General features: G+C 68.0%; 9 protein-coding genes and 1 pseudogene. All 10 read left to right on the top strand.

The genetic code is table 11. From position 1 onward, the window contains the following. Positions 1 to 304: hypothetical protein (locus VD972_RS11330; RefSeq protein WP_324985176.1), on the top strand; the 304-nt coding region annotated here is incomplete at its 5' end. A 34-nt stretch (positions 305 to 338) separates the two neighbouring features. After that, positions 339 to 1,736, top strand: coding sequence for a hypothetical protein (locus tag VD972_RS11325; RefSeq protein WP_324985173.1), 1,398 nt, complete (start codon positions 339 to 341; stop codon positions 1,734 to 1,736). Continuing rightward, positions 1,733 to 2,611, top strand: coding sequence for a hypothetical protein (locus VD972_RS11320; protein WP_324985170.1), 879 nt, complete (start codon positions 1,733 to 1,735; stop codon positions 2,609 to 2,611). The genes VD972_RS11325 and VD972_RS11320 overlap by 4 nt, the downstream gene beginning before the upstream one ends. After that, a complete protein-coding gene (locus tag VD972_RS11315) occupies positions 2,595 to 3,983 on the top strand; it encodes a radical SAM/SPASM domain-containing protein (protein WP_324985167.1) in 1,389 nt (462 codons plus the stop codon). Before VD972_RS11320 ends, VD972_RS11315 begins: the two co-directional genes overlap by 17 nt. A 3-nt stretch (positions 3,984 to 3,986) precedes the next feature. Continuing rightward, positions 3,987 to 5,450, top strand: coding sequence for a flavin-dependent monooxygenase QhpG (gene qhpG / locus VD972_RS11310; RefSeq protein ID WP_324985164.1), 1,464 nt, complete (start codon positions 3,987 to 3,989; stop codon positions 5,448 to 5,450). Between the two features lie 286 nt (positions 5,451 to 5,736). Continuing rightward, complete coding sequence (locus tag VD972_RS11305; RefSeq protein ID WP_324985161.1) at positions 5,737 to 6,051, top strand: PadR family transcriptional regulator; 315 nt, start codon at positions 5,737 to 5,739, stop codon at positions 6,049 to 6,051. Continuing rightward, entirely contained in the window at positions 6,048 to 6,662 is a 615-nt protein-coding gene (locus VD972_RS11300; RefSeq protein WP_324985158.1) for a hypothetical protein, read from the top strand. Before VD972_RS11305 ends, VD972_RS11300 begins: the two co-directional genes overlap by 4 nt. A 788-nt stretch (positions 6,663 to 7,450) precedes the next feature. After that, a pseudogene (locus tag VD972_RS11295) lies at positions 7,451 to 7,714 on the top strand (cytochrome P450); the annotation flags it as partial. A 201-nt stretch (positions 7,715 to 7,915) separates the two neighbouring features. Then, positions 7,916 to 9,760 (top strand): trehalase family glycosidase, encoded by a 1,845-nt coding sequence (locus VD972_RS11290; RefSeq protein WP_324985156.1) that lies wholly within the window; start codon positions 7,916 to 7,918, stop codon positions 9,758 to 9,760. Positions 9,761 to 9,798: 38 nt separating this feature from the next. Next, positions 9,799 to 11,927, top strand: a 2,129-nt coding sequence (locus tag VD972_RS11285) for a molybdopterin-dependent oxidoreductase (RefSeq protein ID WP_324985153.1), incomplete at its 3' end; no start/stop codon positions are given.

Genomic DNA, 11,927 nt, shown 5'->3' with positions numbered 1-11,927 from the left:
CCGCACCTTCGGTGAGATGTACAACGTGCGCTCCATCTCCAACATCCTGGTGCAGCTGCCGCTCGACGAGTCCGGCTCGGGGCAGGTGGCGGCCCCGACGTTCGAGATGCCGTACACCCTGGACCTGCCGGACACGGAGGCGAACCGGTGGCGGCTCCACCGCGACCTGCTGGAGGCGTCCCTGCAGCTCATCCAGACGCTGCGGACGCGCTTCCCGGGCCAGCACACCGAGTACCTCAGTGCCCTGACGGACCTCGACATCGCGGCGCTCGCGAGTGTCCGCAAGATGATCCCGAAGTCTTGAGCTGCACCCGCTCCGCTTCATCGGAGGACCTGGCGTGACCATCAAGGAACTGCGAATCCTTCCCCCCCTGGCGATTGCGCGGCTCGGTTCAGCCCCCGAGCCGCTCGACAACTACGAGCTCGAAGTGCCGGACAAGGACCCGCTGGGGTTCCGGCGCCTGCGGCCGGCTCCCACCTTCCGGATTGACCCGGAGACAGGCGGCATCACCGAGGCCTTCCTCCCGGAGGAGATCGTCTTCAAGTCGCCCGAGGGCCACATCCGCCCCGTGGCGCCGTTCCTCGAGGTGTGGGCCGTCACCTCGAAGGACACCCTGGAGCCGCTCACCCTCGAGCTGCTCGCCGCCAATGGGCTGAGCCCCTCGGACGTGAAGTGGGAGGTGCGCGTCGGCAACATCAAGCCCTTCCGGCGCACGGGTGACCCGAAGGACAAGATCATCGCGAGCACCGGGCGGTTCTCGGATCACACCGCCCACCTCCTGGAGGGCCAGAGCCGGAACTTCCTGCCCGGCAAGGTGCTGCCGCTGGGCTCGGTGCGCTACATCCAGCCCACGGAGGCGTTCCCGGAGATCCGCCTGCGCTTCATCCCCGCGGCCGGCAAGGTGTACGGCGCCAGCGAGGAGATGGTTGGGCCGGACGGCAAGCCGGTTCCGGACGAGAATATCTCAGAGGTCATCTACGACCCGAAGAAGGGCAAGTGGAGGGGCTACGCCGAGAGCGCGGGGCCCACGCTGACCATGCCCGCGCAGATCTACGCGGGCTACCAGCGGGGCGATGACTGGGTGAGCCGGGGGTACATCGATGACGAGTGCGATGGCCTCGTCCACGTGCAGCTCAAGCTCAAGGGCGCCGCCGAGCCGCTGAAGGCCTTTGCCCGCATCGGCGCGGGACCGCCTGCCTTCGCGCCGGACAGCTTCCCCGTGCGCACCGTGGCGGATGACCTGGACCAGGCGCTGAACGGGCCGGTGGCGAGCGCGGCCGACGCCACGCTCGAGGCCGCCGAGGACATCGTCCGCCGGGCCTTCGAGACCATCCGCTTGATGAACACCGCGGTGATGAATGGGAACACGGTGAACGGCCAGGTGGACGTGGCCAGCACCATGGTGAGGCAGGACACGGCGGACACGGGCCGCCTGTTCGAGCCCATCATGGCCCCATCCCTGGTGGACAACCTGACGATCCGGAACCTGCACCAGACCGTCTTCACGGCGCTGCGGGCCGGGGCGTCGCCCTGGTTCTCGGACGTGCTGCGGCTCCACGATGAGGTGGGGGACCTGAGCAACAAGAGCCGCCGGAAGATGCCGGCGCTCATGCGCGGGGCGGACGGGCGCGCCCTGGCGCTCACCCAGCGGCAGGTGGACATCATTCGCAAGGCCGCGCGCCGGGCCATGTTCCAGCAGCCCAAGCCCATCAAGGACGGGGAGGAGCAGGGATGAAGAAGCTCGATCCGAAGAACCTGTCCGCGCAGCTCCACTACCGGGCCTCTGGCAATCCCCCGGGCACGATGCCCGCGTCCGCCATCTCCAACTGCTTCCCCGGGCTGGAGTTCGACTTCCGCAACGTCTGGCGCCGCATCTTCGTCGGCATCGAGCTGCACGAGGCGGACAACTACGTCACCAAGACGGACCGTGGGTTCGAGCACCTGCTCCACCACCGGCTGCTGCGCGTGGATGGCCATCCGCTCGTCGTGCCCGTCTCCGGGCCCCAGCGCCCCGGCGCCGACCCCATCCCGCTGGTAACTTCGGCCAACCCGGAGGGCGTCACCTTCATGGAGTGGTCCAACGCCCTGGCGGAGGTGCTGCACGCCAAGGCGGGGAAGAAGGTCCGCTGCGAGTTCACCCAGGCGGAGTCTTCACTCCCGGCCGCCCTCCCCAAGGACAAGAAGAAGGTGCTGGTGGTGGAGCTGGAGCTCCGGCGCTTCTTCGCGCAGGGCGAGCAAGGGGACCTGGCCGTCATCGCCGAGGAGCTGGCCGAGCCGGGCGAGCTCACCCAGGGCCTGTGCTCGCCGTGGCAGAACGACTACCGCGAGTGCGCCTGCTACTACTGGGCCGCGAGCCGCCCGGACTACGTCAGCGTGGAGCAGGGCCCGCAGGGCACCAGCGTCGGCATCAACTGGCTCCAGAAGGACCGGAGCCCCGAGGCACCTCAGGAGTACGTGCTGGACAACCGCACGGACACGCGGCTCGTCTCGTATGACGACCTGTTCCGCCACTGGGAGGAGTCCCTGCACTTCCAGGTGGAGGGGCGGGACCACGATGCAGTGGCCGTGTCGGCTGGGGACGGAGGGGACAGGGATGAGCGCTCCGAGTAAGGAGCTCTCCAGCCCTCCGGTCTCTTCCGAGGCCCGACGCCTCTTTGCCCTGTCCGCGCCTCAGGTTCCGGAGCTGCACCTCTTCCAGACGGAGCAGGAGCGGCACCTGCTGGTGGTGAATGGCAGCCGGCTCTTTGGTGTGGACGCCGAGGCGTTCGAGGCCCTGGAGCGCGCGCAGGGGGCACGGGACGGGGAGGCCGTGCAGCGGCTGCTGAAGGAGCTGGGGGTCGATGAGGCGCCGTTCATCGACGACGCGCCGATCGAGTCTCCGCCGATCCGGGCGCTCTCACTGGCGGTGGCCCAGAAGTGCAACCTGGGCTGTACCTACTGCTATGCGCAGCAAGGGGACTTCGGCGGCCCGGCGAAGAACATGCCGCTCCAGACGGCGCTGGAGTCGGTGGACCTGCTGCTGCGCGATGTGGGGCAGGGCGAGCGGGTGAACCTCTCGTTCCTGGGAGGTGAGCCCCTCTTCAACCGGTCCATCATCCGGGCCGCGACGGAGCGGGCCGTGGAGCAGGCGCGGGCGAAGGGTGTCTCGCTGACGCTCTCGCTCACCACTAACGGCACGCTCGTGAATGCCGAGGATGCGGACTTCTTCGAGCAGCACGGCTTCGCGGTGACGGTGAGCCTGGATGGGGGCCAGGAGGTGCACGACCGGCTCCGCTCCTTCAAGGGAGGCCAGGGCAGCTTCACGCGGGTGATGGAGAACGTGGCGCCGTTGCTGGCCCGGCAGCGGCAGATGCAGGTCTCCGCGCGCGTCACCGTCACACCGCGCAACCTGGAGCTGCGCGAGACGCTGGATACGTTCGTGGGCCTCGGGTTCCACAGCGTTGGGTTCTCACCCATGCTCAGCTCGCCCACGGGGCGGGACGAGATGGGGCACGCTGAGCTGGAGCTCATGCTCGAGCAGATGGTGGACTGCGGGCGGGAGTTCGAGCGCCAGATCATCGCGGGCCGGCGCTACCCGTTCGCCAACATGGTCAACGCCATGCGGGAGATCCACAAGGGCACCCACCGGCCGTACCCCTGTGGAGCTGGTGCGGGCTACCTCGGCGTCTCCGCCAGTGGCGAGCTGGCCGCGTGCCACCGCTTCGTCGGGGACGAGGAGGGGGCGATGGGCGACCTGGCCACCGGCGTGGACAAGGTGCGGCAGGCGCGCTGGCTCACGGAGCGCCACGTGCACCGCCAGGAGCCGTGCCGCTCGTGCTGGGCACGCTACATGTGCTCCGGTGGTTGTCACCACGAGGTCATCCAGCGGGGCCGTCCGGCGTGTGACTACATCCGTGGCTGGCTGCACTACTGCCTGGAGGCGTACAGCCGGCTCGCCCAGGCCCGTCCGGACTACTTCGGTCTGCCCCCTGCCGCCGGGTGAGCGGTGGAGGCGCGGCTCGACACCGAGATCTGCGTCATCGGCGGTGGGCCGGCAGGAGCCTCCCTCGCTCTGCGGCTGGCGCGGCTCGGGCATGAAGTGTGTCTGGTGGAGCGCCAGGCGTTTCCTCGGCGCCACGTGGGCGAGTCGCTGACGCCGGGCGTGTGGCCTCTGTTCGACGCGCTGGGGGTGGTGGAGGAGGTGAAGCGGGCGGGCTTTCTCCCCGCGCTGGAGGCGCTCGTGCGCTGGGAGGACACGGCTGAGCGGCGTGTCCGAGGACGTGCGGGCGAGCCTGGGCTGCTCGTGGATCGGGGGCGCCTGGATGCGTTGCTGCTGGGCGCGGCGGTCTCGGCGGGCGTGAAGGTGCTCCAGCCTGCCGCGGCGCAGCGCCCCGAGAGGAAGGCGGGAGGCTGGGAGCTGCCTGTCCTTCATGAGGGACGGTGGCTCCTCGTGTCAGCGCGGTTCCTCGCGGACGCGAGCGGACGGACCTCCTGTCTGGGAGGCCAGAAGGTGCCCGTCTCCGCGCGAACACTGGCGCTCTACGGTTATTGGCGAGGAGAGGCGCCTCATGGCCCCGAGACCCGCGTGGAGGCGGGCCCGGACGCCTGGTACTGGGGAGCGCATCTGCCGGATGGCACCTTCAACGCCATGGTCTTCGTGGATCCGGAGCTGCTGCGCGAGAGGGGTATTGGCCGGCGGACGCTGGAGGCCTTCTACCGCGAGCTGCTGGGACGCTCGTGCCTGCTGGAGGCGTGGACGGCGCCACGCCTGGTCAGCGGTGTGCTTGCCTGTGATGCGACCTGCTATCGGGACACCATCCCCATCGAGGAAGACTGCATCAAGGTGGGCGAGGCCAGCTTCTCCATTGATCCGTTGTCCTCCTCGGGAGTCCAGAAGGCGCTGCAGACGGCCTTGAGCGGCGCTGCGGCGGTTCACACGTTGCTTGCCCGGCCCGAACACTCGGCCGCCGCGCTGCGGTTCTACACGGAGGATCAGCGCTCCAGTGTGGAGCAGCACGCGACCTGGGCGGCGGGGTACTACCGGGAGCAGCGGAGCTATCAGGACCGGCCCTTCTGGAAGCGCCGTGCCCTCGCCACGCCCGAGCGCCTGCCGCAGGGCATGAAAGAGGTGAAGGCAGTGGCGGGGGACGCTCTCCTCCATCGTCGCTGGCGGCTGGCTCCAGAGGCGGTTCTGGTCGAGACGCCCTGCATTGTTGGAGAGTTCATCGAGCTTCGCCGGGCCCTGAGTCACCCGCGGCTCGCCCGTCCCATTGCTTACCTGGACGGTGTCGAGCTTGCGCCGCTCGTGGAGGCACTGAGCGAAGGGGTGACGATGGCGCAGATGTCGGAGGCGTGGGCGGGGCATGTTCCCCTGCGTCAGGGAGCTGCCATCATGGGTTGGCTCTACCGTCAGGGGCTTCTCACGGAGGTCTCCGCGAGCTGGACTTCGGTGACTGCTACGTCCACCTGATTTCGAGACACTTGCGTTCCGTAAATAGGCTCAGGAACCACGCCCGTCACCAAGAGGTGAAGGTAGAGGACCTCCGGATCCCGCGAGCTGCTCTCCCGTGCGTGTTCGGCATGGGCTGGTCCCATCGCAGGACATCCACCACGTGGGTAGGCGCACCGATCTGGTTGAGTCGCGCGGTCAGCTTCGTCGCCAGCGTGTTGGGGCTGTGCAGTCCACCACGCTCCAGGTAGCAGTATCCGCAAACTTTATGGTTGCAACCTCAGATTTTGAGGGTACCATCTCGGGCATGGAGACTCCGGTCACAGCGAGGGCGGCGATCCTGATCGTCCTCATCAGAGGCAAGAGCTACGGGCTCGAGATCATCGAGAAAGTGAGCGAGCGCACCGAGGGCGCCATCACCCTTAACGAGGGCAGCGTCTACCCCACGCTCAAGGCCATGGAGCGCGCGGGCCTGCTGCGTAGCTTCGACGGTCCGCCCATGCCTGAGCGCGGTGGAAGGCCGCGCAGATATTACGAACTGAGCGGCGAGGGGCGCCGCGTGGCCACCGAGCAGCGCACTGCTCTCATTGGGCTCCTGCAGCCTGCATGGGGTACGACATGAGCGAGAAGCGTAGAGTCGGCTTCTATAGGTGGCTCCAAAGCCTTGGAGCGGAGCAGGTGTCGCTCTCCGAGATGCAGGAAAGATCTGCGTACGCCCATCGACGTTACGAGCAGATGCGCTGTGAATACAAGAATGCCATGGCGGAAGCATGCAATAGCTCGCTGTCGCCGTACCGGCGTATGGCCGCATACAGACGGGCAGAGGTGATTTTTGAAGTACGCCAGAAAGCGTCCGACGTCGCCTTCACCCTCGACATAGCTATCCGCGCAGCAGAGCGCGTTCAAGGAAGGGAGCCGCTCACATCGTCATCTGGCAAGAGTGAGCACTCCCCCAGTGGGGCTCGCCAATTGGAGGGGTCGGCTCTCTCTCGCGCTGAGCATTGCCTAGATCTTCTCGCAGACTTGCTCCCGCCGCGCATCGCCAATGAGGAAATTGGTGATGCAGTTCAGGTGATCCACAAGATGGCGAAGGATCATCTGCCCAGTTGGCGCATCTACCAGAAGGCGGCCAGAACAGCTATTTGGGTGGTCATTCACACTTTCCAGCACTGGGTGGTGGTGTGGTTCCTCAGCGTCTTGAAGATCGCGATGGGCAAGAGCAGCGACAAATAGCGACGAGCCCATTCGTCGAATTGGTGATGCTACTCACCAAGATCTTACGAGAAATGTCTCGATAAAGTTCAGCCGGCACCATCGGAAACGGGTTCCCATGGGCCGGCCTAAAACGACGGGACCCAGTAAGCAAAGTCCGCCGTGCTCGTGGGGACGAGTCACGACATTTTGCCTACCGCGCCGCCCGACGTCAACCCGATTGGGCCTGTCTGCCCTGCCGGAGAGTGGCACCTCTGTGCGCTGTAGACAGTAGGAGTCGGCTATGAGTCACCAACCGGCCTTCCTGCGCTGCGACTGTCCACGAGAGAGGTACACGACGACACTGCGCGGGGTCAGGATCGATGCGCGCTGGTATGGCGAGGAGTTCTTCGTCTTCCACACTCGTGGGTGTGTGAACAGGAAGGGGCGGTAGCAGAGCGGCCCAACCACCGATGCTGAACGAGGGCCCGGTCACCGCACATGGTGGCCGGGCTTCTCTTGCGCGGGTGTGGGGCGCCCGGAAGGTCATCCAGATCACCAAGGACAAGAAGTTCAGCGGCGTAAGCAGCTCGTCGTGGGTGGTCCTCTCTGTCAAGCATTCACGCTCGACTGGAGACAGCCGGGGTCAGCGGGGCGACGGAGATCGGTGAGGTGAAGGGCGTGGGTGTCGAGCAGTACAAGTCCACCGGAGTGGAGATCGTGGATGAGCTGCCGTCATAGGTTCGCGCCCCGCGAGTTGTTTGTGAGTTAATCGGCGCCCCGGAGATGAGCGCGCGGAAGACGAGCGGGCCACTCAGAAGTTCAAGGACGCCGACCGCTTCGACATTGCCCGTGAACCCAACCCGCACATCGCGTTTGGGCACGGCATCCACTTCTGCCTGGGAGCGGCGCTCTCACGCCTGGAGGCCAAGGTCGCCCTGGAGGATCTTCTGGAGCGGCTCAAGGGCTTCGAGCTCGCGAGCTCCGAGCCGTGGGAGCCGCGCCAAGCGCTGCATGTCCACGGTCCCAGCCGACTGCCCATCCGTTTCCAGCCGGGCCGACGCACCGCTGCGGAGGAGCGGATATCGGTTTGAGGCTCAAATTTTTGAGTTGAAACGACTGAGAGCAGTCGGGCAAACTGATGCGTGGGCGACGCATCTTCGCCGGGTGACTTCGTGTACCGTTAGGGCTGGCTCCGAGCCGCCGAAGGTACCCTCCGGATGTCCTCCCTGACACCTACTCGTCCTGCTCCCGCGCGTGCGTCTACCGCGTTGTTCGCTCATGTCCCGGAGCGCGTGCCCGTCTCGGGTTCGCCGCGCCCCCTCTCCCCGAGCACCTTCTCCCCTCGCCTCGCCTACGAGGTGCTCATGGCCCTGGATCTCGATGGCGACGGCTGCATCACGGCGCGGGATGCCGAGCGGGCGCGCGCGAGCAACCTGCGCTTCGCGGTGGACTTCCCGCTCGGCCCGGGCGTGAGCGTGGAGCTGGCGGGGCCAGAGCGGCTGGCGCACGCCGCGGACGTGCTCGCGGAGGAGATCCTCGAGGGGCGTGGAGACATGCCCGGCCTGCCGATGGCGCGGATCCTCGAGCGTCGCACCGCCGCCCTGCGGCGGCTGATCGATGAGGGCTGGGAGGGGCTCGTGCGCCGGGCGGACCGGTTCGACCAGCTGAACGAGGCGCTCCGGGACATGCGGGTGAAGAGCCCGGATGGCCGGTGGCGCTTGTATGTCCCCGCCAAGGACCCGAGCGCCGTGCGGAGATTGCGCGCCCAGGCCGCACGCCACGGCTGGGAGGTGGTGCCCTTGCGCGAGCCGCGCGACCAGGCGGACTGGCAGCGGCTGATGCGAGAGCCGGGGATGGCCTACGTCCCGCAGCCCTACATCGTCCCGGGCGGGCGCTTCATGCAGATGTTCGGCTGGGACAGCTACTTCAACGGGCGGGGGGCGCTGAGCTCCGGCCGTCCGGAGCTCGTCCGCGACATGGTCGAGAACCACGTCTACGCCCTCGAGCACTATGGGAAGATCCCCAACTCCAACCTCAGCTTCCACCTGTCGCGGACGCAGCCGCCGCTGCTGCCCCGACTGGCGTTGGAGCTCCACGCGCTCCAGCCCGACAAGCGCCTGCTGCAGCGGGTGGTGAAGGCGGCCATCAAGGAACTGGAGACAGTCTTCCGTACCGGCCCGCGCGCCACACCGAGCGGGCTCTCCCGCTATAAGGATGACGCGGAGGGCCCCGACGCCGAGGACGTGTCCACGTTCTACCGGGAGCGTCCGGACAACCCCGAGTTCCACCGGCACGATCGGGCCATCCGGGAGAGCGGCTGGGACATGTGCCACCGCTTCGGCACCACCCTCCACCAGCACGAGCCGGTGTGCCTCAACTCGCTGCTCTTCCAGTACGAGCAGGATCTGGCGCGCCTGCTGCGCCTGCTGGAGGGAGAGAGCTCGCTGCGGGCGGCCTCGTACGAGAAGGCGGCGCGGGCGCGGGCCCGGGCCATGCGCGCGCGCTTCTGGGACGAGGAGCGCGGCATGTTCTTCGACCACGACTTCGTCAACGGGCGCCGCTCCCAGTACGAGACCCTGGCCACCTTCTATCCCCTGTGGACGGGCTGGGCCTCGCGCAAGGAGGCCGCCGCCGTGGCCGCCTCGCTCCCGCGCTTCCTCCAGGCGGGAGGCCTGTCCTCCAGCAGCAAGGCTTCTCGCGAGGCAGGCGGCGGAGAGGATCTGCAGTGGGACTGGCCGTTCGGCTGGGCGCCTCACCAGATCATCGCCGTCGAAGGGCTGCGCCGCTACGGCTTCCACGCCGAGGCCGACCAGGTGGCCTACCGCTGGCTGTCCATGGTGATGGACATCGCCGGGCAGCACAACGGCCTCATCAAAGAGAAGTACGACGTGGTGAGGCGCTCGGCGGACGTGCCCGTGGAGTACGGCAACCAGGGTGCGGACCGTGGGCCGTACCTGGCGCCGCGCTCCGAGCGGACGCTGGGCTTCGCGTGGACGAACGCGTCGGTGCTGCTGCTGCTGCAGAGGCTCTCTCCCGAGCTGCGGGAGGCGCTCGACGTCGGCGTCCCGGCCGAGCAGGCGCCTGGCCCGAAGAATCTCCCGGAGAACGGAAGCGAGCCTCTCCGGGCCATGGGCTGAGCGCGGTCAGGAGCTGTGGGTGGGTATAGTGCCCCGCCATGGCCTCTCCCACGTCCGGAGCACAGACCCACTTCCGCGCCTGCAACCTCTGCGAGGCCATGTGCGGAATCCGCATCGAGGTGGAGGGTGGCCGCATCACCTCCATTCGGGGCGATGAGGAGGATCCCTTCAGCCGTGGGCACATCTGCCCCAAGGCGGTGGCGCTGAAGGATCTCCACGAGGATCCGGAGCGGCTGCGCCAGCCCCTGAGGCGCACGGCCAGCGGCTGGGAGCCAGTCTCCTGGGAGGAGGCGCTGGACGAGGCCGCACGGCGGCTGCACGCGCTTCAGAGCGCCCAGGGCCGCGACGCGGTGGCCGTCTACCTGGGCAACCCCACCGTCCACAACGCGGGGGCGATGCTCTTCATCCCCCAGCTGCTGCGCACGCTGCGCACGCGCAACAGCTACAGCGCGACCTCGGTGGACCAGCTCCCGCACCTGCTGGCCTCGCACCTGATGTTCGGGCACCAGCTCCTGGTGCCCATTCCGGATCTCGATCGGACCGGGTACCTGCTGGCGCTGGGCGCCAACCCGCTGGCCTCCAACGGGAGCATGATGACGGCGCCCGATGTGCGGGCGCGGCTCCGAGCCATCCAGCAGCGCGGCGGGCGGGTGGTGGTGGTGGATCCACGCCGGACGGAGACGGCCCGCATCGCGGATGAGCACCTCTTCATCCGGCCGGGCACCGACGCCCTCTTCCTCTTCGCCGTGCTCCACGAGCTGCTGCAGCGGCCTCAGTCGGAGCGCTTGGCGCCCTTCATGGACGGGGTAGAGACGGTGCGGGAGCTGGCCCGCGAGTTCACGCCGGAGAGAGCCGCGGGCCCCACGGGAGTGCCCGCAGAGAGCATCCGCCGCATCGCCCGCGAGTTCGCCGAGGCGCCAGCGGCGGTGTGCTACGGGCGTGTGGGCACGTCCACGCAGGCATTCGGAGGGCTCTGCCAGTGGCTCATCAACGTCATCAACGCGGTGAGTGGCAACCTCGATCGCGAGGGTGGAGCCATGTTCACGCGCCCGGCGTTCGACCTGGTGGGAGGGCCCAAGGCGCTGTCCAGCAGCCGGGGTGGGCTCGGGCGGTGGAAGAGCCGGGTGCGAGGGCTGCCCGAGTTTGCCGGGGAGCTGCCCGTGGCGGCGCTGGCCGAGGAGATCCTTACGGAAGGGCAGGGGCAGGTCCGCGCACTGGTGACGCTCGCCGGCAACCCGGTGCTCTCCACGCCCAACGGTGGGCAGCTCGACAAGGCCCTGGCGTCGCTGGACTTCATGGTGTCCATCGACCCGTACCTCAACGAGACGACCCGGCACGCGCACCTCATCCTGCCGCCACCCTCGCCCCTGGAGCGTGGGCACTATGACGTCGCCTTCCACGCGCTGGCCATTCGGGACACCGCTCGCTACGCACCCGCGCTGTTCGAGCCTCCTCCTGGCGTCATGCATGACTGGCAGATCCTCCTGGAGCTGAAGCACCGGGTGGAGGTGCTCCGGCATGGCCGGAGCCTGCGTGGGACGTTGAAGTACCAGGCGCTCAAGCGGCTCGGGCCCGAAGGCATCCTCGACGTCGGGCTGAGGGCGGGGCCTTATGGGATGCGCGCTCGGGGACTGCGCAAGGGGCTGAGCCTCTCGGCGCTGCGGCGGGAGCCCCATGGGGTGGATCTGGGGCCGCTGAAGCCGTGTCTGCCACAGCGGCTCTTCACCCAGGGCAAGCGCCTCCAGCTGGCTCCCGCTCCCTTCGTGGGGGATGTGCAGCGGCTGAGAGAGGCGTTCCCGGAAGGTGCGCCCCCGCTGACGGACGGCGAGCTGCTGCTGATCGGCCGGCGGCACCTGCGAGACAACAACTCATGGATGCACAACGTGCCCATGCTGATGAGCGGCAAGCCGCGCTGCACGCTGATGATGCACCCCGAGGATGCGCAGGCGCTCGGGCTGGCAGAGGGAGACGAAGCCGTCGTCGCGTCCCGAGTGGGGCAGGTCTCCGTTCCGGTGAGCGTGACAGATGAGGTGATGCGCGGCGTGGTGAGCCTGCCGCACGGCTATGGGCACCGCCGTGAAGGTGTGCGGCTGTCCGTGGCGGGGAAGCACGCGGGGGTGAGCCTCAATGATCTCACCGACGAGCAACGCCTGGACACGCTCACTGG

Origin of the sequence: Hyalangium sp. (assembly GCF_035629615.1) — a bacterium.
Taxonomy (GTDB): domain Bacteria; phylum Myxococcota; class Myxococcia; order Myxococcales; family Myxococcaceae; genus Hyalangium.
This window is presented reverse-complemented; position numbering and strand designations above follow the sequence as displayed.

Excerpts from the sequence above, each read along its gene's own strand:
- VD972_RS11320 (WP_324985170.1), top strand. The coding sequence starts at position 1,733 with ATGAAGAAGCTCGATCCGAAGAACCTGTCCGCGCAGCTCCACTACCGG.
- VD972_RS11315 (WP_324985167.1), top strand. The coding sequence starts at position 2,595 with ATGAGCGCTCCGAGTAAGGAGCTCTCCAGCCCTCCGGTCTCTTCCGAG.
- VD972_RS11300 (WP_324985158.1), top strand. The coding sequence starts at position 6,048 with ATGAGCGAGAAGCGTAGAGTCGGCTTCTATAGGTGGCTCCAAAGCCTT.
- VD972_RS11305 (WP_324985161.1), top strand. The coding sequence starts at position 5,737 with ATGGAGACTCCGGTCACAGCGAGGGCGGCGATCCTGATCGTCCTCATC.